Source organism: Hymenobacter chitinivorans DSM 11115 (genome assembly GCF_002797555.1).
GTDB lineage: Bacteria > Bacteroidota > Bacteroidia > Cytophagales > Hymenobacteraceae > Hymenobacter > Hymenobacter chitinivorans.
This window is the reverse complement of record NZ_PGFA01000005.1, coordinates 101544-127595: the sequence shown is the minus strand read 5'-3', so window position 1 is coordinate 127595 and position 26052 is coordinate 101544. Positions and strand designations below refer to the sequence as shown.

The window sequence follows — 26052 nt, the reverse complement described above, 5'->3', positions numbered from 1 at the left end:
TGAGAGGTTAGAAGTGAGAGTTCCGTTACACATTACAGTCTAACTTCTCACTTCTCAATACTCATGTCTAATTAAGTCGTGTGGTGCACGCTTTCGTCCAGGAACGGGTGGTTGACCGGTACCAGGGAGGCTTGCGCCAAGCGCTTGGTAAACAGGATCAGGAAGCTGCCGAGGAAAATCAGGGCAACGCCAATCTCTATGATGAACCCATTCTCGCCCTTCATAGTTGCAGGCTCCAGCATTAAGTAGAAGTCTGACCAGTGACCAATCAGAATGGCGATGCTCACGATTTTGAGCATGATCATCTGCCGCTTAGCATCCCGACGCATCAGCACCAGGAAGGGGAACACAAAGTTGATTACCAAGTTGAAGAAGAACATCCAGGTATAGGCGCCGTTGAAGCCGCCCAGGCGCTGGTTGTAGTACACGGCTTCTTCGGGCAGGTTGGCGTACCAAATCAGCATGAACTGCGAGAACCACACGTAGGTCCAGAAAATGCTGAAGCCGAACATGAACTTGCCCAAGTCGTGCAGGTGGTTGGCATTCACGAATTTCAGGTAACCGGCCTGCTTCAGGTAAATAGCCGTCAGCGTAGTAGCAGCGATGCCCGATACCCACCAGGAGGCGAATACGTACCAGCCGAACATGGTCGAGAACCAGTGCACGTCAACCGACATAACCCAGTCCCAAGCCGACATCGACGAGGTAACGGCGTAGAGCACCAGAAACAGGGCCGCTACGTTGATGCTCTTATGGAAGTACTCAGTACCACCGTTCAGGTCTTCGGCCAAGGACAGCTTGCGCAGCCGCTCGGTGAAGAACCACCAGATACCCAGGTACACGACCATGCGAATCAGGTAGAAAGGCATGTTCAGGAAACCACTCTTGCCAGCAATGATGGCGTCGTAGTTTTCCGACTTGGGGTCCATGATGCCGTCGTGAGTCCAGTGGAACAGGTCGTGACGACCCACGAAGAATACAATCAGGAAGATGGCGAGGCCGGGCAGCAGCCAGGCGCTCATGGCTTCGTTGATCCGCTTAATTACTACCGACCAACCAGCGTAAGCTACATATTGCAGCGCGACGAAGAAGGTACCGATGGCCGACACCCCAACGAAGAAAACGTTGTTGTGCCACAGGCTCACCAGAAGGCGCTTCAGCCACGCCGGGCTGCCTTCATGGTGAGCAGCGCCGGCTCCAGCCTCCGGACCAGCCGCGTGGGCTGCGCCGTGGGCAGCACCAGCCGCTTCGTGTCCGCCGCCATAGAAGGCGGCCATAATCAGACCTATTACCAGCAGTACGACCCCGGCAACGATGATGCCGATGAAGGTTCTGCGGGTTTTCGGCGAAAGCTCCAGGTATTCAGCCGTGGCGCTTTCGTGATGCGTCAGAGTTGCCATAGTTATTTCGCCGTTCCGTTTCGAGCCTGGTCACCTTGACCGGGAGTAGTTGAAGCTTTGTCGGCCTGAGCTTCCAAAACTGGGGATTGAGTAGCGCGGTCCGTCATTTCGCTGGAGTCGCGGCTAACCTTTACCAGATCAGCCAACCCGTCGGGACCTTTGCCAGCTTGCAGTACGCGGACGTACATGGCAATCTTCCAACGCTCCTCGGGGTTTACAATCGAGCCGTGGGGCATCATGCGGTTACGTCCCCACTGAATCACGTGGTAGATGTGCGCATCGTTCATCGTTTTGTAGGCACCAGCCGAGTAGTTCGGCACGCCCTTGAACTTCTGCCCTACCGGACCCTGACCGTCGCCCTGCTCACCGTGGCAGTGGGAGCAAATGCGAGTGTAGAGCACCTTGCCTTCTTCCAAGTTAGCCTTGGTGTAGGCGTAAGGGTTTCGCAGGCGGCGCTCAGCCGTGCCCACACTATCCTTGGGAATGTGCGAGTAGTAAGCCAGTTTACCGCTGGGTACCGTGCCCACCACCGGGGTGCGCTCATTGATACCCATGGGGTTCACCGTATTGGTGTTTACTTGGCGCAGCGGGTCGTACGGAATCGATTCGTACATCTGCGGCGCATACTCCAAGCCCGTGTCATCAGCTTTGTTACAAGCTGTAGTCAGCACCGAGGCAAATAGAATAGCCGACGCTTGCAGACCTAGTTTCAGCGTGTGCGTCATTAGTTCTTAGTCATTTCTTTTTCGTTCACCTCCGAGGCGCCATTCTCGCGCAGCAGCTTGCTCAAGTTATTGAGGTCAGTGCTTTCGTTGATCTCAATGGCCATTACGAACTTGTCGTCCGTCGAGCGTACATCCAGGACCGGAGTTCTCCAGCGGGGATACAGCTTGCTGATCGTGTAGAAGGTAATTACCATGCCGTGGCAGGTAAAGAACACCGTCAATTCGAAGGATACTGGAATGAAGGCGGGCAGCGCAATGTGGGGCTTACCACCAATAATCATCGGCCAGTCGAAACCCAGCATGTAGATCTGCATCCACAGGGCGAAGGCCAAGCCACACATGCCGTAGAAGAAAGCGGCGATGGGCAGGCGGGACCGTTCGATACCCAGAGCATCGTCGATGCCGTGGATGGGGAACGGGGTAAACACTTCGTAGATTTTAACACCCGCCGCGCGGACGTTCTCAATGGCGTGCATCAGCACGTCTTCGTCGTCGAAGATGCCGAGGGCGAAGCGCTTAGTCATGCTTGTTGTAGTTTACCGGAGCATTGGCAGGCACTCCGTGGGTGGTAGGCTTGTGAATCAGGTCGTGGTGCGGGTCGTGACCGGTGTAGGTCGGACCGTTGTCCACCGTGTATTTCAGCACGGTCTTCACTTCAGCCATGTTTACCACGGGGAAGAACTTGGCGAAGAGCAGGAACAGCGTGAAGAACAAGCCCAGCGTACCCACATAAATACCGATGTCGATAATCGTGGGCGAGAACATTACCCAGCTCGAAGGCAGGTAGTCGCGGTGCAGCGAGGTAACGATAATTACGAAACGCTCGAACCACATACCGATGTTAACAATGATCGAGAGCACGAAGGTCAGCGGGATGCTGTAGCGTACTTTGCGAATCCACACCAGCTGGGGCGTAATTACGTTGCAGGTCATCATCGACCAGTAAGCCCACCAGTACGGACCGGTAGCGCGGTTGATGAAAGCATACTGCTCGAACTCAACCTGCGAATACCAGGCAATGAAGAACTCGGTGATGTAAGCTACCCCTACGATAGAGCCGGTAATCATCATGATTTTATTCATGAGGGCGATGTGCTCCATCGTGATGTAATCTTCCAGCTTGAATACGACCCGGGTGATAAGCATCAGGGTCAGTACCATGGCGAAGCCCGAGAAGATAGCACCGGCCACGAAGTAGGGAGGGAAGATGGTGGTGTGCCAGCCCGGTACAACCGAGGTAGCAAAGTCCATCGATACAATGGTGTGTACCGAGAGTACCAGCGGAGTCGAAACACCGGCCAGAATCAGCGACACGGTTTCGTAGCGGCTCCAGTGCTTGGCCGAACCCGTCCAGCCCATGCTCAGCAGCGAGTAAGCTACTTTGGCAATCGGACCTTTAGCCCGGTCCCGGATGGTAGCGAAGTCGGGTACCAGACCCGTGTACCAGAACACCAGCGACACGGTGAAGTAAGTCGAGATGGCGAATACGTCCCACAGCAGGGGCGAATTGAAGTTCACCCACAGCGAGCCGAAGGTGTTTTGCAGGGGGAATACCCAGTAAGCGAGCCACGGACGGCCCATGTGCAGTACCGGGAACATGGCGGCGCAGATTACGGCGAAGATCGTCATAGCTTCTGCAGCGCGGTTGATGGAGCTCCGCCACTTCTGACGGAACAGCAGCAGAACTGCCGAAATCAGGGTGCCGGCGTGACCGATACCTACCCACCACACGAAGTTGGTGATGTCCCAGGCCCAGCCGACGGTTTTGTTCAGACCCCATTCCCCGATACCGAACCACAGGGTGCGGTACACGGAGTACAGGAATACACCGAGGAAAAAGAGCGCTACGCTCAGGGCGGCCATCCACCGAACATTGGGGGCGGCTTCTACCTGGCGGCACACGTCTTGAGTGACGTCGTGGTACGATTTCCCCCCGGTTACGAGCGGCTCCCGTACAGGCGATACGTGCTGCATAGTTTTAGTTGGTTAGTTGGGGGTCTTGGGAACGTAGGGTTTCTCGTTTGATTCGAACCAGCGGTTGAACAACTCCCCTACCCTACGTTCCTAAGCTCCTTGACCCTGTTATTAAGCGTTGCGAACTTCAGTTTCCGTGTTACGGATCTTGGTCAGATACGTGATGTTAGGTTGCACGTTGATGGCATCCAGCACGTGGAAGCCACGCTCGCCATCTTCCCGCTTGATGATCTTCGAAATCTGCGACTCCGGATCCCGCATGTCGCCGAATACGATGGCCTGGGTAGGGCACGACTGCGCGCAGGCGGTTACCACTTCCCCATCTTTCGGGCGACGCTTCTGCTTCTTGGCTTCCAGCTTACCGAGCTGAATGCGCTGCACGCAGAACGAGCATTTTTCCATCACACCCCGAGCCCGGACGGTTACGTCGGGGTTCAGTACCATGCGGCCCAGATCGGTGAACATGTGGCTGTTCACGTCCTCGAACTTCTCATTTGAGTAGTACGAGAACCAGTTAAAGCGACGAACTTTATAAGGGCAGTTGTTAGCGCAGTAACGGGTACCAACGCAACGGTTGTAGGTCATCTGGTTGAGACCTTCCGAGCTGTGGGTAGTAGCCAGTACGGGGCACACCGTTTCGCAGGGAGCGTGGTTGCAGTGCTGGCAGAGCATGGGCTGGAAAATTACCGACGGGTTTTCCGACGGATCTTCCATGGCCTTGTAGGTGTCCAACTTGCCTTTCTCGGCGAAATCTTCCTTGCTGGCATCCGAGCTGTAGTAGCGGTCGATACGCAGCCAGTGCATTTCGCGGCGGTTGATTACCTCCTGCTTGCCGACTACGGCAACGTTGTTTTCAACCTGGCAACCTATCACGCACGAGCCGCAGCCGATGCAGGAGTTGAGGTCGATAACCATGCCCCAGTGGTGGTTCTTGTACTCGTAGTCCTGCCACAGCGAAACCTTGTTGGGTTTCTCCAGGCCTTCCGGCGTGGCAATCTTGTCGTACTCGGTTACCTCCTTGGGATTCTCGATGTATTTAGCCAGCGTCGACTCCTGCACCACCGGCTTGCGGTCCATGATGGTGTGGTGGGTCTGGGTCTGGGCGATGGGCGACTGAGCACCCGTTTTCTCCAGCGTAACGGTGTTGGCGTAGATGATGCTGTTGTCGCGCAGCGTAGCCATGGGGTACACGTTGGCACCCACGTTGTCGCCAACCTTGCCAGCCATCTTACGGCCGTAGCCAATGGCGATGCTTACGGTATCATTGGCCTGGCCGGGCTGAACCAGCACGGGCAGCTCAATCGAAACGCCGTTGGCGGTTACTTTCAGCACGTCGCCCTGCTCCCAGCCGTTTTTGACGGCCATGGCACGGGGAACGGCTACGTAGTTGCCCCAGGTAGCTTTCGAAACCGGGTCGGGCAATTCCTGCAGCCAGGGGTTGTTGCCTTCCCAGTTGCCGGGGCCAACACCTACTTTTTCGTAGATGGCCAGCTCAACGCCCGAACCCTTCGGAGCCGAACCGATAGCGGCTACGGCCTGAGCGGCGCTCATGGCGGGAGCAACCTGGGCTACGGGAGCCGGCGAGAGGCTACCAACGGCCACGCCGTCGTGCACGGCCTTGTCCCAGCCAGCCTGGAAATTGCCTCCCAGCAGCCCGCGCCACGAAGCGCGCAGGTAGTTATAGTAGCTCTGCGGATTGCCAGCCCAGGTCAACAGGCTGTCTTGGGCCTGACGGGTAGCAAACAGCGGCGAAATAGCGGGCTGAGCCAGGCTCAGGAAACCACGCTTGGGCTCGTAGTCATTCCACGATTCCAGGTAGTTGTGGTCGGGGCAAGCGTAGTAGCACAGCGAGCCGGTTTCGTCCAGACGGTCGTTGAGCGAGATGCTCACCGGTACCTTGGCGATGCCCGACTTTACTTTCTCGGCCAGCGGATGGTCGTAAGCGGGGTTGGCGTGATAGAAAATCACGGCGCCCACGCTGCCGGCGTTCATGTCGTTTACCAGGCGGATCATGCGGGCATCGTCGCCCTGGCGCACCATGGAAGGAGCAGTCAGGTCAACGGCGGCACTGCCGAGGGTCTGGTTGATGGCGGCTACCAGCGTCTGGATGGCCACGTCGTTGGATCCCGATACGACCAGGCCCCGGTTTCCAGCGGCCCGCAGTTCGGCGGCAGCCTTCTTCAGCTGAGCCGAACCGGCAGCGGCACCGCCGCCTACGATGGCGTTGTACAGGGCCACGGCCGTAGCACCCATTTCCGAAGGCTTAACTGGTACGCGCACGTCGGCGTTGGCACCCGTCAAAGTCATAGCCGTTTCGAATTGGAAGTGACGGTTCATCGTCTTCTTCTCGGCCGAAACTTTGCGGTTGGTGATATACTGCTGGGCGTATTCCACCGGCGAGAGCCAGGTACCGAGGAAGTCGGCGCCCAGGCTCACGATGACGGCGGCCTTGCTGAAGTCGTACGCGGGCAGAATGCCACCGTTGGCACGCAACAGGGCCGACTGCGAGTTGGCGTCGTACATCACGTGCTCCGTGTTGGGGTAGCGCGCGGCAAACTCAGCAATTACCTTCTTGGTCGTGGGGCTGATGATGGTCGGCGACACGATGGCAATACGACCGGTGGCACCGGCCAGCTTCGTGCGGATTTCCTGGTCTACCTGGTCGGTAGCAGCTTTCTTGCCTTTGATGGCGAAGTGCTGCAAACGGCCTTTGTCGTAGAGGCTCAGCACCGAGGCCTGAGCCCGGGCCGACAGGCCGCCGCGGGTGATGGGCGAACCGGGGTTACCTTCCAGCTTGATCGGACGGCCCTCGCGGGTTTTTACCAACACAGCATTGTAGTCGGTACCGTTGAAATAAGTGGAAGCGTAGAAGTTGGCAATACCTGGATCAACCTCTTCGGGCTTGTTGAGGTAGGGAATTGCCTTGCGGACCGGGGTTTCGCAGCTAGCCAAAGTGGCGGCGGCAATACCAAAGCCCATGAGTTTGAGGAAGTCGCGACGCGGGGCTACCGCGGCGTCGGAAGAGCCGTGGGATTCCTTCACCGGCAGGAAGTCGGCAAACTCGCTAAACGCGTTTTTGACGAACTCCGGTGAGCTTTCCAGTTCCTCAATTCCCTTCCAGTACTTAGGCGACTCTTGCATCGTGTTTTTTGGGGACTAGGGTCTTAGGGACTTAGCGACTTGGATTCAAGGTCCGGTAAGTCTCTAAGTTGGTATGCGGGTTTTGTAAGAAGAAAACAGGTCTTAGGCGCACCGGAGGCCGCAGCAGCGGCGGTCCGGGCACCTAAGACCTCTTATGCTAGTAGTGGCACTTCGAGCACTCCGTACCGCCGTTCGACGATACCGTGAAAGGAGCACCAGCGTTGGCTTTATCGTGTAGCTTCACCAGGTTGGTGTAGTAGCCGTTGCCCTTCGTGTTGAGGGGCGTTTCGCGGTGGCAGTTGATGCACCAGCCCATGGTCAGGGGCGAGTACTGGTATACTACCTCCATGTTCTGGATCGGACCGTGGCAGGTCTGGCACTCAATGCCGCCCACCTGGGTGTGCTGCGAGTGGTTGAAGTAGGCCAGGTCGGGCAGGTTGTGAATGCGTACCCACTGGATAGGCTGCTTCCGCTCGATGGCACGGTAGATCTTCTTGATTTCGGGCGACTCCGTCTTGATCTGCGAGTGGCAGTTCATACAGATGTTAGCCGAAGGAATGTTGGCACTCTTGCTCTTGTAGACCGACGTGTGGCAGTACGAGCAGTTGATCTGGTTTTCACCGGCGTGCAGCTTGTGCGAGAAGGCAATGGGCTGGGTAGGCTGGTAGCCCTGGGCCAGACCGATGGCCATTACGCCCTGCACCGACTCGTAAAGAACAACCAGTACAAACAACGTCAGGGCCAAGCCGCGCACTACGGGCGACTTATAAATCTTGGCCAGGTCGAAGCGCGACTCGATTTGCTCTACGTCGCGCCCGTCGAGGTCTTTGCGGCCGCGCAGCACGTCCTTCATGATGTTGGCGATGATAACCAGGGTTACCACCAGCACCAGCAGTACGACTACCAAGACAATCAGCAGGATGTCGATAGTGCTGTTGCCCGTGCCAGCGCCAGCAGCAGCGCCACCTTCCTGACCGTCAACTTTCTCGGCGTTACCCGCAGTGGCGCCACCCGCAGCAGCGGTGGCCGGCTTATCACTTTCGGCCGCTACGTAAGAGATAATCGAGGTGATTTCAGCGTCGGAGAGCTGGAAGCTCGGCATCTGCTGCTTCTGGTACTGGTTGAAGAGCTTCACCGCGTACTCGTCGCCGCTGGCCACAACTTTGCTGGAGTTCTTCACCCATGGAATCAACCAGGAGATAGGACGGCGCTTGTGCACGTCTTTGAGGGCGGGGCCTACTACCACATCATTAATGGCGTGGCACTGGGCGCAGTTTTGCGTGAACAGTGCGGCACCAGCGCTGATAGCAGCAGCATCACCGGTGGTGGCACCCGCAGCGGCGGCTGGGGCGGCGGCAGCAGTAGCGCCGGGCGTCACGCCATCCTTGCTAGCGGCCGGCGCCGTGGCTACCGGAGATGCTTCGCCTTGCTGGGCGGTGGAAGAACCCACCGCAGCAAATGTCAGAAACAGAGCTAGAAAGAAGTGGGAAAGTGGACGAAGTCGGATGCTATTCATAGCACAATATGACTGGGAAAAAGAAAGGCAGGGGTACTTCAAGGCCACAAATGTAGGTCGGGAATCGCAGACCACAAACCCAGTTGAGCTAATTTTCGCCCATTCCAGCTTGCTTAGAATCATTCTAAAAACCATCCCAGCGCGGCACCTTATATATATAGGTTGCCAATCCCGCACTCTACACCTGAGCTCTCGCTTCCCCGGATTAATACTACTCTTTATGCTAACTTATCTTAGCTTCAAAGGTTTGGCACGGCTGCCCCTTAGTCACTTTAATTTCAGGATCTAACATAAATTTCGAAGGCATCTTGGGGAGAAGCCCGGATTAATAGTATCTTTGCGCCCTGATTCATTTTTTCATTTAATTTTTTCATCCCGTCTAATGGAAGTAAGAAATTACGAGACGGTCTTCATCCTGACTCCCGTGCTGAACGAGACGCAGGTGCAAGAGACGATCGAGAAGTTCTCGCAGGTGCTTAAGGAAAATAGCGCCGACATTATCCACACCGAAAACTGGGGCCTCAAGAAGCTCGCTTACCCAATCCAGAAGAAAAACACCGGATACTATTTCCTGGTGGAGTTCACGGGTTCGGGTAACATCGTTGACGTACTCGAGCTGGCCTTCCGCCGCGACGAGCGCATCATCCGCTTCCTGACCACCGTCCTCGACAAGCACGCGGTGGCATACAGCCAGCGTCGTCGCAACGGCGAGATGAACCAGCAGAAGGCCCAAAAACAATCGGAAGCCGTAGCCCAGTAAGACCATGAGCCTAGCCAACGAGAAAATCCACAAGCAGGATACCCGTAAGAAATATTGCCGCTTCAAGAAGAACGGCATTAAATACGTGGACTACAAAGACCCGAACTTCCTGCTGAAGTTCGTGAACGAGCAGGGTCGCATTCTGCCCCGTCGTATCACCGGCACCAGCCTGAAATTCCAGCGCAAAATTGCCCAAGCCGTGGCCAAAGCCCGTCACTTGGCTTTGATGCCCTACGTAACCGATTCGTTGAAGTAAACCTTTCTTACAGAGACTGACATGGAAGTAATTCTGAAAGACGACGTAAAGAACCTGGGCTACAAGAACGACATCGTTACTGTAAAGCCCGGCTACGGTCGTAACTACCTGCTGCCGCAGGGTCTGGCCATGCTGGCCGACAAGACCAACAAGAAAATCGTTGCCGAGAACGTACGTCAGGCTGCTCACAAAGCCGACAAGATCAAAGGTGACGCGCAGGCCATTGCCGACAAAATCGGTGACGCGGCTTTCGAAATCAAAGCCAAAGTGGGCGAAACCGGCAAGATTTTCGGCCGCGTGACCACCCTGCAGTTGGCCGAGGCACTGAAAGCCAAAGGTGTAGACGTAGACCGCAAGCGTATCTCCTTCGACCAGGAGCCTGCGTCGGCTGGTGAGTACACGGCTACCATCAACCTGCACAAAGAAGTGAAGCACCAGGTGCGCTTCAACGTAGTAGCCGAGTAAGCTGCTGCCACTTCAAGCCAAGCAAAAGCCTGACTACTGCGGTAGTCAGGCTTTTTTGCTCTGTGCCGTAGTATATTTCTTTCCCGAGGAAAAATAGGGCAAGCCGCATCTTGTAGCACTGCAGAAACGTCTTCTGGGTGAGAGGTGTATATCTTTGGCAGCGGGCACCGCTAATCCAACGGCGGCCCGCTGCCGTACCCTTTCCGGGAGTTCCTCTCCTACCGGGAGTTATTACCGGTTTTGGCTGAACGCACAGAGTTGAGTAGGTTGCCTGTTCGTTGGCCCTTGTTAGGCCTTATACCTGTAGAATGTTTCGTACTGAATTACCGCTTACGCCGCACCCCCAACAGCTGCCGCTCTCGACCCGAGTGCTGACGGTGGGCTCGTGCTTTTCGGACACTATCGGCCTCCGTTTGGCGGAAGCCAAGGTTAACACCCTGGTAAATCCTTTTGGCACCGTGTTCAACCCTTTGTCGGCGTGCCAGCTGCTGCGCGCGGCCGCCGGCGAGGATATGGACTGGCAGCAGCACCTGGTAGAAGCCCGGGGCCGCTGGCAGAGCTACGACTTGCACGCCACCATCGGGGCCGACTCGCCCGTGACGCTGCTGCAGCGCATTCAGGGGCTGGTGCAGGAAGTCGGGGAGTTTTTGCAGCGCACCGACGTGGTAGTGCTGACCCTGGGTACGGCCTACGCCTACCGCCTGCTCGAAACCGACGAGGTAGTGAACAACTGCCACAAGGTGCCGGCCGAGAAGTTTGAGAAGGTGCTGCTGACGCCCGACGAAATCATTAATGCCGTGGCCGAAACCCACGCCTACCTGCGGCGCGCCAACCCCAAGCTGCGCTTTATTCTGACGGTAAGCCCGGTGCGCCACCTCAAGGACACGCTGCCGCTGAACTCGGTGAGCAAGTCGGTGCTGCGCGTGGCCTGCCACTATTTGAGCGAGCTGCTGCCCGACGTGTCGTACTTCCCGGCTTACGAGCTGCTGGTCGATGATTTGCGCGACTACCGCTTCTACGCGGCCGATATGCTGCACCCCTCGGACGTAGCCGAAAACTACATTTGGGAGCGGTTCACCCGTACCTACTTCGACCCTGCCTTTGGTCGTTTCCGCCGGGAGTGGGAGGCCGTGCGGCAGGCGCTGGGCCACCGGCCTCTGTATCCGGAAGCGCCGGAGCACCGCGAGTTTTTGGAAGCTACCCTGGCCCGGTTGCAGCGTTTGGCCAGCCAGGTGGATGTGCGCACCGAAATCCGGGAAGTAGAGCAGCAATTAGCCGAGCTACCCTTGCCCAAACCCCAAGCCCTGCCCGAGCCGGAACTGGACGACGATGAAGAGGAGCGTATCGACATTGGCGAGCCGGCTACTGAGCTTACCGAGGCCGTAGCTACCGTCGTACCCGTAGCCCGACCAGCTGCTGCGCCTGTACCGGTGCCAGTTGAGGAGCCGGAAGAGGAAGACACGGAGGAGGATGAAGACGCCGTAGACGAGCCGGAAGAAGGGCTGGGCGTTTCTCTGGAAAGTGAGGCACCGGTGTTTGCCAAGAAAAAGCGCCGCAGTCGGGGCGGAGCCAAACGCACGGCTCGCAAACGAGCCGCTCAACAAGCTGCCGAAGCTGCTGCCGCTGCTTCCGTTTCGGCATCAGTCACGACGGAGCCGGCGGAAGCTGGTTTGCTGGTATCTGAAGACGCAGAGCAAGGTGCTACGCCTACGTCAGTTCCGGAAGTGCCAGCGGCGGAACCCGCCGCTGAGTTGGCCCCGCCGGCAGAAGCTACGCCGGTGGAGGCTCCCGCGCCAGTTATTCGACCCACTGCTCCCAAGCCGGCTCCCGCGCCGAACGTGGACTGGCTGCAGCCCATGGATGAGCCTGAAGAAGAACCGGAGCCCCGACGCCGCGGCCAGAAGTCACGCGGCAAAGCGCAGGCCGGCGCCGAAAAGAAGCCCCGGGATACCAAGGACCGGATTATTACCACGCCGCCGAGCAGGTCACGCCGCAAGCCGGCCCCCTTGTACGCGGAGCCGGCGGCCGCACCCGGGGAACCTGCCGAGTTGGTTGAGCCGATAGTAACGGAAGCAATAGTCCCGGAAACCGCCCCGGTTGAGCCAACGGCACCCGCTCAAGTTACGGAGCCCACGCCCGCGGCTCCTGCGCCTGCTGAGCCAACTTCCGTGGAAGCAGCGCCGGTAGCAGCAATAGTGCCCGAGCCCGTGGCAGCAGTGCCTGCTCTGGCCACCCGTAAGCCGCGTCCCTCACGGGCCAAAGCTGCGGCAAAACCGAAGGCTGCGGAAAAGGCTCCGGAAGCGGAAGCTCCCAAGCCGGAAGCAGTAGCCCCGAAAAAAGCTGCGCCAAAGAAGGCCGCGCCGAAAAAGCCCAAGGCGCAGGCTCCCGCGCCAACGCCTCCGGTGGTAGAGCCCCCGGCGGAAGCGCCGAAAAAGCGGAGCCGCCCGCCCCGTAAAAAGCCCGCGGCGCCCGACGAAACGCCGTCGGCTTCGTAAACCAAAACCCGGCCCCAACAGGCCGGGTTTTGTCTTTTTCACCCCAGCCCCGCTCCTATGTCTACTCCGCAGCCGGCCCACACCAACCGCCTCAGCCAGGAAACCAGTCCGTATCTGCTCCAGCACGCCCACAACCCGGTAGACTGGTACCCGTGGGGGGCAGAAGCCTTAAACCGCGCCCAAGCCGAGCAGAAACCCATCATCGTTAGCATCGGCTACGCGGCCTGCCACTGGTGCCATGTCATGGAGCGGGAATCGTTCGAAAATCCACGGATTGCTCAGCTGATGAATGAGCATTTCGTGTGCATCAAGGTCGACCGGGAAGAGCGGCCCGACGTGGACCAGGTCTACATGGACGCGCTGCAGGCCATGGGCGTACCGGGTGGCTGGCCGCTAAATGTGTTTCTCAACCCCGACGCCAAGCCGTTTTACGGGGGCACGTACTTCGCGCCCCGCAGCTGGGCGCAGCTGCTGGAAAGCATTGGCGAAGCCTACCAGGGGGAGCACCGGACCGAACTGGACAAGTCGGCCGAGGAGTTTGCGCGGATTCTGCGGACCAGTGACCTGGAAAAGTATGGCGCGGCCCCAGCTGATCTGGCTTTATCGGAAGAGCAGTTTAGGCTGCTGGTGTATAATCTGGGGGTGCGGTTTGATACGGAGAAAGGCGGCCTGAACCGGGCTCCGAAGTTTCCGATGCCCAGCATCTGGCGGTTTTTGCTGCGCTGCCACGCCCGCACCGGCAGCCAGCTGGTGCTCAACCAAACCCTGCTTACGCTGCGGGAAATGGCCTGGGGGGGTATCTACGACCAGGTTGGCGGCGGCTTTGCCCGCTATTCAGTAGACGCCGAGTGGCTGGTGCCCCACTTCGAAAAGATGCTCTACGACAACGGGCAGCTGGTGAGTCTGTATTCCGAAGCCTTCCAGCTCACCCAGGACCCGCTGTTCCGGGACGTGGTGTACGACACCGTGGCCTTCCTCAAGCGGGAGCTGACGAGTCCGGAAGGTGGGTTCTACTCGTCGCTCGATGCCGATAGTGAGGGTGAGGAAGGCAAGTTCTACGTCTTTACCAAGGAGGAGCTCCAGGCTATTCTGGGCGACGAGGAAGCCCTTTTTTCGGCGTATTACAACTGCACCGCGCTGGGCAACTGGGAGCATGGCCGCAACATTCTGCACCGCCGGCAGTCCGACGCCGAGTTTGCCGCCGAGCACGAGCTGGAAGTAGCGGTAGTAGAAGCCGTGGTTGCCGATTGGAAACGCAAAATTATGGCCGCCCGCAACCAGCGGGTGCGCCCGGGCCTCGACGACAAAATTCTGACCGGCTGGAATGCCCTGATGCTGAGCGGGCTGGTGGATGCCTACCGGGCCTTTGGGGAAGCGGGCTTCCTGGAGCTGGCTCTGCAAAACGCCCATTTTCTGCAGCAGAACCTGCGCCAGGGGCCCCGCCTGCGCCGCAACTACAAAGCCGGCCGCGCCACCATCGATGCCTTTCTGGAAGACTACGCCCTGGTTATTCAAGCTTACCTCGGCCTCTACGAAGTGACCTTCGACGCGCAGTGGCTGCACGAGGCCGAAACCCTAACCCAGTACGTGCAGGCCCACTTTTTCGACCCCGAGGAAAACCAGTTCTTTTACACCGACGACGCGGGGGAAAAGCTCATTGCCCGCAAAAAGGAACTGTTCGACAACGTCATTCCCGCTTCCAACTCGGTTATGGCCCACAACCTGCTGCGGCTGAGCCTGCACCTGGAAAAGCCCGAGTACCGCGACCTGGCCGCTGTGATGCTGGGTCAGGTGCAGGAGCTGGTGGTAAAAGAGCCGCAACACCTAACCAACTGGGCCTCGCTCTATGCCGCGTTGCTGCAGCCCATGGCCGAAATTGCCATTGTCGGGCCCGAAGTGGAAGCCGTGCGGGAGGAACTGAGCCGGCACTTTTTGCCCCACGCCGTGGTGGCCGGCGCCCCGGAAGCCGGGGAGTTGCCGCTGCTGCTGCACCGCACCGCCCAGAACGGCAAAACAACGCTCTACGTGTGCTTCAACCGGGCCTGTCAACAGCCGGTATATAGCGTGGCGGCGGCGCTGGCCCAGCTGCCCACGCCAGGCGCCGGCTAACTTTTACTGGTTGGCCCTGACCCACATAAGCCGAATTGCAAAGCCCGGAGAAACCTGCGGCCCGCAATTCGGCTTACCTTTGCGGTCCTGTTGTTAGCTGATCTGTCCGTTGAGCCTTTCCTTTGACTTTGCCCAGCCGGAAGCCGCCGGAGCCGACCGCGTCACGCTGTTCGTGGACGTGATTTTGCCCCTGCCGCTGCCCAAGCTGTATACCTACCGCGTGCCCTACGAGATGAACGACGAAGTTGTCATCGGGGGTCGTGTGATTGTGCAGTTCGGGGCCAAGAAAACGCTCAGCTGTATTGTGGCCGCCGTGCACGAAACGCCGCCGGCCCAGTACCAGGCCAAGTACATCCTGGAGTTTATCGACGACGCGCCGGTGGTAACCCAGGCCCAGCTCAAGCTCTTCCGCTGGATGGCCGACTACTACATGTGCACCCTGGGTGAGGTGATTAACGCCGCCCTGCCCTCGGCCCTAAAGCTCAGCTCCGAGTCGCGCATTCAGCTGCACCCGGCCTTCGAGCCCGAATCCAACCCCTACCCGCTTAGCGAGCAGGAACAGCGCATCGTGGAAGTGCTGAGCTCCGAGGACGGCAAGGCCCTAACCTTTACCGAAGTCGGGGATTTGCTGGGCAGCGCCAACTTTCACAAGGTCATTAAATCCCTGATTCAGAAGGATGTCATCTTTCTGTTTGAGCACCTGGCCGATAAGTACTCGCCCAAAGTGGTGAAGAAAGTCCGGCTGGCCCACCATTTCGTGGAGGAAAACGTGCTGGAGGAGCTCTTTGCCAAAATGGCCGGCAAGCCCAAGCAGCTCGACGTGCTGATGCGCTATTTGCAGCGGGTGCCAGTGTATCAGAACGTGCACAGCAACCACCAGGGCATGGAAAAGGCGGCCCTCACCAGCAGTCCTCACCTCTCCCCTTCGGCCGTCAATACCCTCATCAAAAACGGGGTTCTGGAGCAGTTCGACGTGATTGTGTCGCGCTTCCCGATGGACGACTCGCCGGAGGCCAAGATGCCCTTCACCCTGAGCGAGGCCCAAATGGCGGCCCACGACGAAGTGCTGCGCCTGTTCGGCGAGAAGGACATCGTGCTGCTGCACGGCGTGACGGGCGCGGGCAAAACCGAAATCTACATCGAGCTGATCCGCAAGGCCCTGGAAGGCGGCGGACAGGTACTCTACCTGCTGCCCGAAATTGCCCTCACGGCCCAGATTGTCACCCGCCTGATGCGCGTGTTTGGCACCCGCCTGGGCGTGTACCACTCCAAATTCTCCGACAACGAGCGGGTGGAAGTGTGGAACGGGGTGCTGTCGGGCCGTTTTCAGGTGGTGGTGGGCGTCCGGTCGGCCGTGTTTCTGCCCTTCGATAATATGTCCCTCATCATTGTGGATGAGGAGCACGAATCGAGCTACAAGCAGTACGACCCGGCCCCGCGCTACAATGCCCGGGAAGTAGCCCTGATGATGGCCAACTTCCAAGGGGCCAAAACCCTGCTGGGCTCGGCCACGCCGGCCGTGGAAACCTACTACCAGACCCGGGCCGGGCGCTGGGGCCTGGTCACGCTTACCAAGCGGTTTGGCGAGGCCGGTCTGCCCGAAATCGAGCTGGTGGATACCCGCAAACAGCGCGAGGCCAAGAAGATGCTCAACCACTTCACGCCTGAGCTGCTGAGTGAAATCGAGCGGAAGCTGGGCCTCAAGGAGCAAGTCATTCTGTTTCAGAACCGCCGCGGCTACTCACCCTTCATTTCCTGCCTCGACTGCGGCTGGATTCCGAAGTGTAAGAACTGCGCCGTGAGCCTCTCTTACCACAAGCACGCCCACGAGCTGCGCTGCCACTACTGCGGCTTCCACGACCGGATGCCGGTGGAGTGCCCCGCCTGCGGCTCCCGCAACCTGAAAACCGTGGGCTTCGGCACCGAGAAGATTGAGGACGACCTCAAGATCATGCTGCCCCAGGCCAACGTGCAGCGCATGGACCTGGACACGACCCGGGCCAAGAACTCCTACCAGCAGATTATTGCCGATTTCGAGCAGCAAACCACCAACGTGCTGGTGGGCACCCAGATGGTGACCAAGGGCCTGGACTTTGCCAACGTGAGCCTAGTGGGCATTATTAACGCCGACAGCATCATCCATTATCCGGATTTCAGAGCGCACGAGCGGGCTTTCCAGATGTTTGTGCAGGTAAGTGGGCGGGCGGGCCGCAAGGGTAAAAAGGGCAAGGTTATCATCCAGACGGCTGACCCGGCCCAGGTAATTTTCGACAAGGTAATCCGCAACGACTACCTCGAATTCTACGAGTACGAAATTACCCAGCGCCGCGAATATGGCTTCCCGCCGTTTATGCGCGTCATTCGGCTCACCGTGAAGCACGTAGACCAGCTCGTGGCCGAGCAGGCCGCCATTCTGCTCACCCAGGAGCTGGTTTTCCGCCTGGGCCGGGAGGCCGTGCTGGGGCCGGAAGCGCCCTACATTTTCCGAATTCGCAACTTTTACCTCCAGGAAATTACCATTAAGCTCGACCGGGAACACACGGTGCTCAAGCACGCCAAAGGCCAGATTATGGAAGCCATGAACGTGGTAAAAGACCAGAAAGAGTTCAAGCAGGCCCGCCTGGTGGCCGATGTGGACCCAATGTAAAAGGCAGCTTACTGAGCCGGCTAGAATAACCCCGCTAAAAGCAACACGGCGCCAACTATAAAAAACAGGAGTCCACCTTGCAAAGCTCCCAGCAAGCCCAAGACAACGCCCACCAAGCCTAATACTATACCCCAGCGCCGCAAACCTCTGCTGCCATTGGATTCAGTAGCTGCGTCGGGAGCCTGCGGATGCCGGGCCGCCCGGCGGGCTTCCCGACGCAGACGCCCCCGCCCATTTTTGCCCTGAAAGAAAAGCAAGGATACGCCTACAGCCAGGGCTACAAACCCCATGAAAGCTTCGAACAAGCTGCCCCAGCCGGAAGGGTTTCTTTCCCGGGAAGCATCGGAGAAGGCATACAGCATGATTCCTACTCCCGCCGCCCCGACGGCGCCCCCAAGCATGTTTATGCGGGTGGTAAATGGGTCCGCGCCGGCACCGGGCGCTGGCCCCGTAGCGCGCGTCAGAGCGGTATCGGGGGCTACTACCACGGGCGACGGGCTGGCGGGGACGGTATAAGTAGGCTTGGACGGGAGCTGGCGCGTGGGATGTTCAACACTTGGGGTCGGGGCGGCTACTGTAGCCGTAAGCGGCGGCAGTGCCCTATCAGCTGACAGGCTTGAGACGCGGGAACTCGGCTGAACCTCCGCGGGACCATATTCCCGAACCGTCGGCAGCGTAGCGAGCCTGGCACTATGACAGCCCGCCAGCAACAGGCAGCTGAACAGGATACTCAACAGGAAAAATTTCATAGCCGCAAGAGCACAAATGGATTATATCACAGTTGAGAAAAGCTAGTCCGGTACCCGAACATAGTTAATAATAGGTTTCGAACCTTGCCGCCGTGAGTCATAACCTCTTGCCTGGTCTCAACAAAGCAGCCGGGTAGAACAGAAAGCCCTAAAAAAGCCCTGCCGGTAATTACCAGCAGGGCTTTTTTAGGGCTTTCAAAGCACCGGAAGCCTATATCTCGTCGAGCAGGCCCAGGATGATGAGCACTACGCCAATCAGGGCAATTATAGCGCCTAGCAAGCCGATGATGCCACCGAAAATACCCAGCAGCACACCAATCAGCAGCAGGATGATGCCCGTGCGCAGGTTACCGCTGAGCTTGTTGACGCTGGCCGTCTCGCTGTGCTTCCGCACCTGCGTCTTGCTGGCCAGCTTGTTGGCCTGTTTGGTTACTTTCGCTACCAGCGTCCGCTCTACCAGGTTCAATTTCCGGCCGGCCTGGGCTTTGGCTGGAGCAGCGGGTTGCACGGCTGCCACGGGCTTGCTTACTGGGGCAACTACCGCCGGCGCTACGGCTACCGTAGCGGGCTGGGTAACTGGGGCAGCTTCTTCGGCCGGCGCAGTGGCTGCCGGAGCAGGAGTAGCCACCACCGATTCGGGCTTCACGCTCACGGCCCGGTTGGCAGCGCCGTGGTAAGAGGAAGTCTTGGGTAGCATGGCATATTCAGCCCGATTACAGCTGCTGAGCGCAACGACAACAGCCGCGAAAGCGGTCAGCTTGTGTAGGAGTCCGGATACGTGTTTCATGTGGTTAGGAAATTGGGTGAAGAGTTCAAAACAGGCTTTCTACGGGCCAAAATATAAATAGTGAGCCAACTTTGTCATCTTAAAACTGAATTTCATCCTCTTTCCTGCGGCCAACTGCTTCAGCAAGACGGCTTTTAATAATATAAAACATATCTCATATTTCTTATCAGCTCAACGGCTACGGCCCGATCGAACCCTTCCCCCCGCATGGATGTTTGCCCGAACACAGTTTATTTGCACCTGTGCGTATGACCATCCCTTCCGTTTTCTTTTGGGGCTCCTGGGCTCTGAGTACCGTCCTGTTTCAAAGCTGCACCCAACCGCTGAGCGAAAGCACGGCCGCCACGGCCGCTGAGCAGCGGCGGCAGTCGGCCGTGCCCGACACGACCGGCTACGAAATCCGCCCGCCGGCCGACCCCAACGGCATCAGCCGCTACTATCTGGGCCGGCAGATTGCCCACGTAATGGGCCACGAGGGCGCCGACTGGCTGGAACGCTCGGGCCGGCAGCAGGAGGAAGGAACCGACGTGCTCCTCAAAGCCCTGCGCCTGAAACCTACCGACGTGGTAGCCGATATCGGTGCGGGCACGGGTTACTTCTCGTTTCGGATGAGCCCCCTGGTGCCCCAGGGCAAGGTTTTGGCCGTGGATATTCAGCCCGAGATGATAACCTACCTACAGGACAACAAGGAGCGCAACAACGCCCCCAACGTGGAGCCGGTGCTGGGCACGGTGCAAAACCCCAACCTGCCCGCTAACAGCGTAGACCTGGCCCTGATTGTGGATGCCTACCACGAGTTTGACCACCCCCGGGAAATGATGCGCGCCATCAAGGCGGCGCTGAAGCCCAACGGCCGGGTGGCCCTGGCCGAGTACCGGGCCGAGGATGCCAAGGTGCCTATCAAGCGGATTCATAAGATGAGCGTGGAGCAGGCCCGCAAAGAAATGAAGGCCGTGGGCCTGGAGTTCGTGGAAAGCATCGAAACCCTGCCCCAGCAGCACCTGATGTTTTTCCGGCGGCCGAAGTAGCTGCTTGCGGCAACCTACTGGCTAAGCCGGCGCCCGGTCCTACCTTTGCGGCTATGTCTGCCACTCCCGACCCGCGCCTGCTTTCCATTTTCGATTACACCTACGAGCTGCCCGCCGCCCGTATTGCCCCCGAGCCCCTGCCCCACCGCGACCAGTCGCAGCTATTGGTGTACCGCGCCGGGGCTATAGCCGATAAGCGCTTCACGGACCTGCCCGCCGAGCTGCCCGCCGACGCTCTGCTGGTGTTCAACAACACGAAAGTGGTGCGGGCCCGGCTCTTTTGCCAGAAACCCACGGGCGGAGTGGTAGAGCTGTTTTGCCTGGAGCCCGTGGCGCCCCACCGCTCGGTGGAGCTGGCCATGCAGCAAACCGGCAGCTGCGTCTGGAAATGCCTGGTTGGGAATGGCAAGCGCTGGAAAACCGGCCCGGTGGAGGTGGCTTTTTCCTTGCAGGATACGCCCGCGGTGCTGAAGGCCGAGCGGCTGGAAGCAGCCGAGGGCTATTCCCTGATTCAATTCAGCTGGCAGCCGGCTGAGGTGCCGTTTGCTGAAATCCTGCGGGCGGCCGGCCACTTGCCCCTGCCGCCCTACCTGAACCGGGAAGATACCGACGTGGACGCCGTGCGCTACCAGACCGTGTACGCCGCCCACGAAGGCGCCGTAGCGGCGCCTACAGCCGGCCTGCACTTCTCCGACGCCGTTTTTGCCGACCTGAAAGCCCGCGGCATTGCCACCGCCGAGCTAACCCTGCACGTGGGTGCGGGCACGTTTCAGCCGGTGAAAGCCGCCCAGATGGAAGGCCACCCCATGCACGCCGAGCCGATTTCGGTAAATGCGGCCCTGCTGCGCCAGCTGCTCAGCCACGCGCCCCGGCCCATTATTGCCGTGGGCACCACCAGCCTGCGCACCCTGGAAAGCCTCTATTGGCTGGGCACCCGACTGGTGCGGGAGCCCGACAGCGCAAAGGAGCCCGTTTTTCACGTCACGCAGTGGCAACCCTACGAGGAAGGGGCCGAAGTGACGTTGGCTGCGGCCCTGCAAGCCTTGCTGGACTACCTGGTCCGCACCGGCTCCGACACCATTCAGGCCACGACGCAGCTGCTGATTGCGCCCGGCTACACCTTTCGAATTATACGGGGCCTGGTCACCAACTTCCACCAGCCCGAAAGCACCCTGCTGCTGCTGGTAGCCGCCCTTATCGGGCCCGACTGGCGCCGGGTGTACGAGCACGCCCTGGCCCACGAGTACCGGTTTTTGAGCTACGGCGACAGTTCCCTGCTGCTGCCCTAAAAGCTCAGCCATTCCTTCACGGCTTCTTCATAGCACGGGGTGAATATTCTCTCATTATTCACCCTCACTCCTTTTTGCCTGATGAAAAAGCTCAGCCTACTGCTCGCAGCCGTGGCCTTCGGCGCCCCCGCCTTCGCCCAAAACGGCACCAAGACCGAAACCAAAACTACCGCCAACGTGGCCACGACGAAAAAGGCCACCGGGCACCACAGCGGCCCGGCCAAATCGGGGGTGACTACGACTACGGTCAAAAAAGCCACTCCTACGACTAAAACCACGACCACGCATACCGAAACGGCAAAAGAGAACTGAACCGTAGGCTAGTGCCGCGCATTTGCCAGCCCACACCCGGGCTTGGTACAACCTATTCTGCGGGGCGCGTATAAGGACCTAGAATTCCCCTATTTCTAACGACTCTCGACCATGAAAAAGATAACTCTGCTGCTCGCTATGGTAGCATTTTCGGTTGCTGCCCACGCGCAGGACAATAAGGCTGTAGTTCGCGACAACGCTACCGGCGCCAAAACCACCGCCGAAGTGCGGGACAACGGCACGGTGAAAGTGGAAAGCCGCTCGGGCCGCACCAAGGCCGGCCAGGCTGCCTACAACACCAAGGAAGACGCCAAGTACGCTGGTAAAAAAACCGGCCACGTCGTGAAGAAAGGCGCCCAGAAAACCGGCCACGCCGTGAAAAAAGGCGCTTCGGCCGTAAAGAACAAAGCTGAGGACGTAGTAGATTAGTATACTGCGCTTCCGGCAAAAAAGCCCTGGTCAAGCAATTGGCCAGGGCTTTTTGGTGGTAGATAGGAGTCGGTTTTATTGCCCCACGAAGAACAAGGCATTGCCGAAGAGCAGCTTACCGCCCTGCCAGAACCCGCGGAACAGGGGGTTGTCGGCGAGGTACACCACCTGGCCGCGCCCCAACTCCTGGGTGCCCAGCACGAAGGTGTCGGCGAGCTTGCGGCGGGCACTGCGGCCGGTGAAGCCGGCGGCGTAGTTGTCGCGCTTGAGGACGCCCACGTTCCAGCCCCCGGTTTCCAGGAAGCGGTAGTTGAGTGTGTCGCGCACGAGGGCAAAGTAGGTGCTGCCGTAGCCGAAGGCCAGCGGGTGAGTATTATCGAGCTGCACGCGGTAGATGCTGCCCTGCACCCGCTCCCCGATCTGCTGCCGCTCGGCCTCGGCGTAGCGCCGCAGCTGCTGGTAGGGGTTGCGGGCTTTGGCGGTGCTGTCGGCAGCTTTGGTTTTGAGCAGGAAGTCCTTCTTGTTGGCCAGAAACGCCGCCGCGCCTTCCATGGCAATGAGCTTGCCGCCGCCCCGCACCCAGGCTTTCAGGGCCTCCAGGCTTTTCTCCGGATAAATACCCGAATAGTCACCGTCGGGCAGGATGAGCACGTCGAACTTCTGCAGGGGTACCGTGCGCAGGTAGTCGGTGCCCAGCACCGTGACGGGGTAGCCCAGCTGCTGCTCGAAGAAGTGCCAGACTTCCCCAAACGCCGTAGCCGACACGCCTTCCCCGGCCACTACCGCCACGGTGGGCCGGCTCACGTAGCGCACGTAGCCCGAGCCCAGGTCGGCGCCGGTGGTGGAAAAGCCCGAGCGCACGGCCTGCACCTGCACGCCGGCCGAGTCGGCCTGGGCCCGCACGAGCTGGTCGAAACGCGCGCCCAGGGCCTCGTTGCCGGTGCGGGTCAGAATCAGGGTGCCGGGCTGGTACTTCTGGCCCTCGGCTTCGAAAGCCCGCTGGGCCACCCGCACCTTCACGCGCTGCTGGAGCAGGCGGCTCAGAAACCGCAGGTCCTGCAGGCTGCTCCAGCGGGCCACGTAGGCGTAGGGCTGCTCCACTGCCGCCGCGCTGCCCGTGACGCTACTACTTACTGCGCCTTTCCCGCCGGGGAAGTCTTTCATGCTCCGGCCTTCCAGCTTTTGGTTCAGGGCGTAGGCATTCAGCCCGAAGGCGTAGGGCAAGGCCCAGGCGGTAATGTCGTAGGTGAGGGAGTCTTCCAGGGCCGGGCGGGGCTCAAAGAGCACTTTGACCAGCGTCGATTTGGGCTGGTACATGCTCACCACCACGTCCTGGGGCTGAATCTGCACGTTTTCGGTTTTGCCGGTGGCGTAGCTGAAGGCCCGGGTGCTGAGCTTACGGCCCGCGTAGCCGTACTGAATCTGCTGCCGGTCGAGGTACTGGGTAAAGGCCCGCAACTGGCCCGGGTCCGCGCTGCCGCTGAGCACGAAGGTCTTGTAGGGGCCTTTGGGCTGGGTCCGGGCCGTGGTGTAGTACTTCTCAAACTCCCGCACCAGCTCGGGCTGCCGGTCGGAGGCGGCCTGAATGGTGGCCAGGCTGGCGGCGTGGTGGTGGGCAATGCGCTGGCTGAGCGTGAGCGTGTCGCCGTCGGCCTTGGCTACGCGCACCCCGGCCCGGCCCGAGCCACCCTGCTCGTAAGTCATGCCGATGGCCCCGTTGAAGCTGGGGTAAGTGTCGCCGTAGCTGGGATAAAACAGGTCGTAGGTTTCGCGGGTGAAGTACAGCCAGTTGTTCTGGTCGAACACCTTGCGGTTGTAGTCGCCGATGACGTTCTGGAAGGTGCGCTGCCAGGGGGTAATATCCTCGTGGAAAGGCTTGGCGGCCGGCGAGAAGTAGTACGGGTCGTCGATGCTCATTTCGTGGAAGTCGGCGTGGACCTGGGGCAGCCACTGGTTGTAGAGGGCCACCCGCTGCCGGCTTTCCTGCTGGGTTTGCCAGGCCCAGTCGCGGTTCAAATCGAAGAAATAGTGATTGTAGCGCCCCCCGGGCCAGGGCTCGTGGTGCTCCCAGGCGTAAGGCGAGGCGTTGGGCTGCTGGTTGCGGGCCCGGTTGTACCACTGCACGTACCGCTCGTGCCCGTCGGGGTTCACGCAGGGGTCCACGAGCACCACCACGTTCTGCAGCCACTGCTGGGCCTGGGCGTTCTGGGGGTTGGCCAAATCGTAGAGCACCTCCATAACGGCCTCCGACGACACGGCCTCGTTGCCATGAATGTTGTAGCTAAGCCAGACCACGGCCGGCATCTGCTTCTGCACCGCCCCGGTTTCGAGGCCGGCCCGGCGCAGGTTGTTGCGCCGGATTTCCTCCATTCGAGCCAGGTTTTCGGGTGTGCCCACCTGCACCACTTCCAGGGGCCGGCCTTCGTAGGTGCTGCCGTAGGGCTGCACCCGCAGCCGGCCGCCGGAGTTCTGGGCCAGCTGCTGCACGTAGTTCAGCAGTTGGGCGTGGGGCGTGAAGCGGCTGCCCAGCGGATAGCCCAGAAACTGGGCAGGCGTGAGCCGGCCGCCCGCAACTGGCGCCTGGGCCGATACCCGGCCGGCCAGCAACACGAGCGGAAGCAACAACAAGGCTCGAACCAGAGCCGGCACGTTAGAATAAGGCATGAGTGGCAAGCAAGGAGAAGAAACGGCGGGAAAATCGGGTGGGCAGGTCAAACCTATTGATTCTGCGGCTACTTTAGCCCGCCCGGTTTCGGCAAAGATATTGGCCCGCCGCCAGCCGGAACATCTATTCTTGCCCGCCTCCCCGCCTATGGAAATTACCCTGACCACTCCGGCCCTGCTGTTTCCGGCCCTCTCGCTGCTGCTGCTGGCCTACACCAACCGCTTTCTGGCCCTGGTCAACATTGTGCGCACGCTCAAAACCCAGTACAAGACCACCCACAGCCCCCACCTGATGCAGCAGATTCACAACCTGCGCCGCCGGGTGGAGATGGTGCGCAACATGCAGGCCGTGGGCACGGGCTCCATGCTGGGCTGCGTGCTGGCCATGTTCCTGATTTACGCGGGCCTCAACGCGGCCGGGGCCGTGGTGTTTGGCGGCAGCCTGCTGGCCTTGCTCGTGTCGCTGGGCATGTCGCTCTACGAAATCCAGATTTCGGTGGTAGCCCTCCAGATTGAGCTCAACGACCTGGAGGAAAACGAGGAGGAGCGCCTCGCCCACCAGGCCCACGCCAAGCACCACTAGCCGCGCCGCCGTCGCCTAACCACCGCCGCCGTCGCTCGGCATAGCCGAGCGACGGCGGCGAGCAGCGCTTGGCTCACCATAGTGCCACCAAACCCGCCTCCAAGGCACCGGAAAGAACGACCGAAGCGCTATCCGTACCACCCGAAGCGGCGCCAGTAGCAACCGAAGAACCAACCGTACTACCCGAAGCTTCAGCCGCAGCAACCGAAGCCCCGGCCGTAGTGCCCGAAGCCTCATCCGTAGCGCCCGAAACGTTAGCCGTAACGACCGAAGAGGCATCCGGTAGCTATTTTCACTGCTTCGGGCACTACGGCCGGGCTTTGGGTCTATAGCAGGTGGCCTTAAGCTGGACCCGAGGCAGCTTCGGCCCCGGCCTGCTTGCCTTCCGTCGGGGCCGCGTCCTTCTCGCGGATCTGGTAGAGCACACTTTCCGCTACGCCCCGGCCAAAGAGGCTGATGCCGGCATTAAACACGCCCAGGGCCAGCGTACCGGCCCCCACCCACTTAGCCGCGGGCTGGCCTTCCTGCTTGAGGGCCGTGGCCCACTGAATCAGGCAGGCGCCAAAGCCAATTACCATTAGTCCGGAGGGAGCAAAAACCAGCCATTTCGTTTTGTGCGTCATCGGTGCGAAGAGTTTGTAGGTGATACAGAAGAATTGGTAGGGGCTAACCACGCGGCGAGCCGTAAAGTTGGCGGTGGGCCGGGCCCCACGCCGCGAAGCT

20 protein-coding genes are annotated in these 26052 nt (G+C 59.7%); 11 read left to right on the top strand and 9 right to left on the bottom strand.

Features of this window, described 5'->3' with window-relative positions; all coding sequences use genetic code 11:
* Positions 1 to 71 precede the first annotated feature (71 nt).
* The 6 genes from CLV45_RS23205 to CLV45_RS23180 all read right to left on the bottom strand — a co-directional run bounded on the left by CLV45_RS23205 (position 72) and on the right by CLV45_RS23180 (position 8756).
* Entirely contained in the window at positions 72 to 1400 is a 1329-nt protein-coding gene (locus tag CLV45_RS23205; RefSeq protein ID WP_245882970.1) for a quinol:cytochrome C oxidoreductase, read from the bottom strand.
* A gap of 2 nt (positions 1401 to 1402) precedes the next feature.
* Positions 1403 to 2125, bottom strand: coding sequence for a c-type cytochrome (locus CLV45_RS23200; RefSeq protein ID WP_100338893.1), 723 nt, complete (start codon positions 2123 to 2125; stop codon positions 1403 to 1405).
* Positions 2125 to 2649 carry a DUF3341 domain-containing protein gene (locus CLV45_RS23195; protein WP_100338892.1) on the bottom strand — a complete coding sequence of 175 codons (525 nt, stop codon included), beginning with the start codon at positions 2647 to 2649 and terminating at the stop codon, positions 2125 to 2127. Before CLV45_RS23195 ends, CLV45_RS23200 begins: the two co-directional genes overlap by 1 nt.
* Positions 2642 to 4099, bottom strand: a complete 1458-nt coding sequence (gene nrfD, locus CLV45_RS23190) for an NrfD/PsrC family molybdoenzyme membrane anchor subunit (RefSeq protein WP_245882969.1) — start codon at positions 4097 to 4099, stop codon at positions 2642 to 2644. Before nrfD ends, CLV45_RS23195 begins: the two co-directional genes overlap by 8 nt.
* Before the next feature lie 111 nt (positions 4100 to 4210).
* The gene (locus CLV45_RS23185) at positions 4211 to 7240 is read right to left on the bottom strand and encodes a TAT-variant-translocated molybdopterin oxidoreductase (RefSeq protein WP_100338890.1); all 3030 of its coding nucleotides are present in this window, start codon (positions 7238 to 7240) and stop codon (positions 4211 to 4213) included.
* A gap of 157 nt (positions 7241 to 7397) precedes the next feature.
* The gene (locus CLV45_RS23180) at positions 7398 to 8756 is read right to left on the bottom strand and encodes a cytochrome c3 family protein (protein ID WP_100338889.1); all 1359 of its coding nucleotides are present in this window, start codon (positions 8754 to 8756) and stop codon (positions 7398 to 7400) included.
* A 382-nt stretch (positions 8757 to 9138) separates the two neighbouring features.
* Between CLV45_RS23180 and rpsF the strand changes: the two genes are divergently transcribed.
* The 6 genes from rpsF (at position 9139) to priA (ending at position 17488) form a co-directional block, all read left to right on the top strand.
* Positions 9139 to 9516: a 30S ribosomal protein S6 gene (gene rpsF, locus CLV45_RS23175; protein ID WP_100338888.1), complete on the top strand. Its 378-nt coding sequence runs from the start codon at positions 9139 to 9141 to the stop codon at positions 9514 to 9516.
* 4 nt (positions 9517 to 9520) lie between these two features.
* Positions 9521 to 9772, top strand: a complete 252-nt coding sequence (gene rpsR / locus CLV45_RS23170; protein WP_100338887.1) for a 30S ribosomal protein S18 — start codon at positions 9521 to 9523, stop codon at positions 9770 to 9772.
* 21 nt (positions 9773 to 9793) lie between these two features.
* Positions 9794 to 10237 carry a 50S ribosomal protein L9 gene (gene rplI, locus CLV45_RS23165; protein ID WP_100338886.1) on the top strand — a complete coding sequence of 148 codons (444 nt, stop codon included), beginning with the start codon at positions 9794 to 9796 and terminating at the stop codon, positions 10235 to 10237.
* A gap of 308 nt (positions 10238 to 10545) precedes the next feature.
* The gene (locus tag CLV45_RS23160) at positions 10546 to 12732 is read left to right on the top strand and encodes a GSCFA domain-containing protein (RefSeq protein WP_100338885.1); all 2187 of its coding nucleotides are present in this window, start codon (positions 10546 to 10548) and stop codon (positions 12730 to 12732) included.
* A gap of 57 nt (positions 12733 to 12789) precedes the next feature.
* Positions 12790 to 14841: a thioredoxin domain-containing protein gene (locus CLV45_RS23155; protein ID WP_100338884.1), complete on the top strand. Its 2052-nt coding sequence runs from the start codon at positions 12790 to 12792 to the stop codon at positions 14839 to 14841.
* Positions 14842 to 14950: 109 nt separating this feature from the next.
* Entirely contained in the window at positions 14951 to 17488 is a 2538-nt protein-coding gene (gene priA, locus CLV45_RS23150) for a replication restart helicase PriA (protein WP_100338883.1), read from the top strand.
* A gap of 960 nt (positions 17489 to 18448) precedes the next feature.
* Here priA and CLV45_RS23140 read toward each other — a convergent pair.
* The gene (locus CLV45_RS23140; RefSeq protein WP_100338881.1) at positions 18449 to 18934 is read right to left on the bottom strand and encodes a hypothetical protein; all 486 of its coding nucleotides are present in this window, start codon (positions 18932 to 18934) and stop codon (positions 18449 to 18451) included.
* A gap of 338 nt (positions 18935 to 19272) precedes the next feature.
* On the opposite strand from CLV45_RS23140, the gene CLV45_RS23135 reads away from it, so the two are divergent.
* The 4 genes from CLV45_RS23135 (at position 19273) to CLV45_RS23120 (ending at position 22082) form a co-directional block, all read left to right on the top strand.
* Entirely contained in the window at positions 19273 to 20052 is a 780-nt protein-coding gene (locus CLV45_RS23135) for a class I SAM-dependent methyltransferase (RefSeq protein WP_100338880.1), read from the top strand.
* A 53-nt stretch (positions 20053 to 20105) separates the two neighbouring features.
* Positions 20106 to 21341 (top strand): S-adenosylmethionine:tRNA ribosyltransferase-isomerase, encoded by a 1236-nt coding sequence (locus CLV45_RS23130; RefSeq protein ID WP_100338879.1) that lies wholly within the window; start codon positions 20106 to 20108, stop codon positions 21339 to 21341.
* A gap of 81 nt (positions 21342 to 21422) precedes the next feature.
* Positions 21423 to 21653 carry a hypothetical protein gene (locus CLV45_RS23125; RefSeq protein ID WP_100338878.1) on the top strand — a complete coding sequence of 77 codons (231 nt, stop codon included), beginning with the start codon at positions 21423 to 21425 and terminating at the stop codon, positions 21651 to 21653.
* Between the two features lie 111 nt (positions 21654 to 21764).
* A complete protein-coding gene (locus CLV45_RS23120; RefSeq protein ID WP_100338877.1) occupies positions 21765 to 22082 on the top strand; it encodes a hypothetical protein in 318 nt (105 codons plus the stop codon).
* A 75-nt stretch (positions 22083 to 22157) separates the two neighbouring features.
* On the opposite strand, the gene CLV45_RS23115 is transcribed toward CLV45_RS23120, so the two are convergent.
* Positions 22158 to 24746, bottom strand: a complete 2589-nt coding sequence (locus tag CLV45_RS23115) for a M14 family metallopeptidase (RefSeq protein WP_100338876.1) — start codon at positions 24744 to 24746, stop codon at positions 22158 to 22160.
* 148 nt (positions 24747 to 24894) lie between these two features.
* On the opposite strand from CLV45_RS23115, the gene CLV45_RS23110 reads away from it, so the two are divergent.
* Complete coding sequence (locus CLV45_RS23110) at positions 24895 to 25329, top strand: DUF2721 domain-containing protein (RefSeq protein WP_100338875.1); 435 nt, start codon at positions 24895 to 24897, stop codon at positions 25327 to 25329.
* Positions 25330 to 25670: 341 nt separating this feature from the next.
* Here CLV45_RS23110 and CLV45_RS23105 read toward each other — a convergent pair whose 3' ends face one another.
* The gene (locus tag CLV45_RS23105) at positions 25671 to 25952 is read right to left on the bottom strand and encodes a hypothetical protein (protein ID WP_157807756.1); all 282 of its coding nucleotides are present in this window, start codon (positions 25950 to 25952) and stop codon (positions 25671 to 25673) included.
* Between the last annotated feature and the right edge of the window lie 100 nt (positions 25953 to 26052).

Coding starts and splice junctions, on each gene's coding strand:
- CLV45_RS23205 (WP_245882970.1), bottom strand. CDS start 1,400: ATGGCAACTCTGACGCATCACGAAAGCGCCACGGCTGAATACCTGGAG.
- CLV45_RS23200 (WP_100338893.1), bottom strand. CDS start 2,125: ATGACGCACACGCTGAAACTAGGTCTGCAAGCGTCGGCTATTCTATTT.
- CLV45_RS23195 (WP_100338892.1), bottom strand. CDS start 2,649: ATGACTAAGCGCTTCGCCCTCGGCATCTTCGACGACGAAGACGTGCTG.
- nrfD (WP_245882969.1), bottom strand. CDS start 4,099: ATGCAGCACGTATCGCCTGTACGGGAGCCGCTCGTAACCGGGGGGAAA.
- CLV45_RS23185 (WP_100338890.1), bottom strand. CDS start 7,240: ATGCAAGAGTCGCCTAAGTACTGGAAGGGAATTGAGGAACTGGAAAGC.
- CLV45_RS23180 (WP_100338889.1), bottom strand. CDS start 8,756: ATGAATAGCATCCGACTTCGTCCACTTTCCCACTTCTTTCTAGCTCTG.
- rpsF (WP_100338888.1), top strand. CDS start 9,139: ATGGAAGTAAGAAATTACGAGACGGTCTTCATCCTGACTCCCGTGCTG.
- rpsR (WP_100338887.1), top strand. CDS start 9,521: ATGAGCCTAGCCAACGAGAAAATCCACAAGCAGGATACCCGTAAGAAA.
- rplI (WP_100338886.1), top strand. CDS start 9,794: ATGGAAGTAATTCTGAAAGACGACGTAAAGAACCTGGGCTACAAGAAC.
- CLV45_RS23160 (WP_100338885.1), top strand. CDS start 10,546: ATGTTTCGTACTGAATTACCGCTTACGCCGCACCCCCAACAGCTGCCG.
- CLV45_RS23155 (WP_100338884.1), top strand. CDS start 12,790: ATGTCTACTCCGCAGCCGGCCCACACCAACCGCCTCAGCCAGGAAACC.
- CLV45_RS23140 (WP_100338881.1), bottom strand. CDS start 18,934: ATGCTACCCAAGACTTCCTCTTACCACGGCGCTGCCAACCGGGCCGTG.
- CLV45_RS23135 (WP_100338880.1), top strand. CDS start 19,273: ATGACCATCCCTTCCGTTTTCTTTTGGGGCTCCTGGGCTCTGAGTACC.
- CLV45_RS23130 (WP_100338879.1), top strand. CDS start 20,106: ATGTCTGCCACTCCCGACCCGCGCCTGCTTTCCATTTTCGATTACACC.
- CLV45_RS23125 (WP_100338878.1), top strand. CDS start 21,423: ATGAAAAAGCTCAGCCTACTGCTCGCAGCCGTGGCCTTCGGCGCCCCC.
- CLV45_RS23120 (WP_100338877.1), top strand. CDS start 21,765: ATGAAAAAGATAACTCTGCTGCTCGCTATGGTAGCATTTTCGGTTGCT.
- CLV45_RS23115 (WP_100338876.1), bottom strand. CDS start 24,746: ATGCCTTATTCTAACGTGCCGGCTCTGGTTCGAGCCTTGTTGTTGCTT.
- CLV45_RS23110 (WP_100338875.1), top strand. CDS start 24,895: ATGGAAATTACCCTGACCACTCCGGCCCTGCTGTTTCCGGCCCTCTCG.
- CLV45_RS23105 (WP_157807756.1), bottom strand. CDS start 25,952: ATGACGCACAAAACGAAATGGCTGGTTTTTGCTCCCTCCGGACTAATG.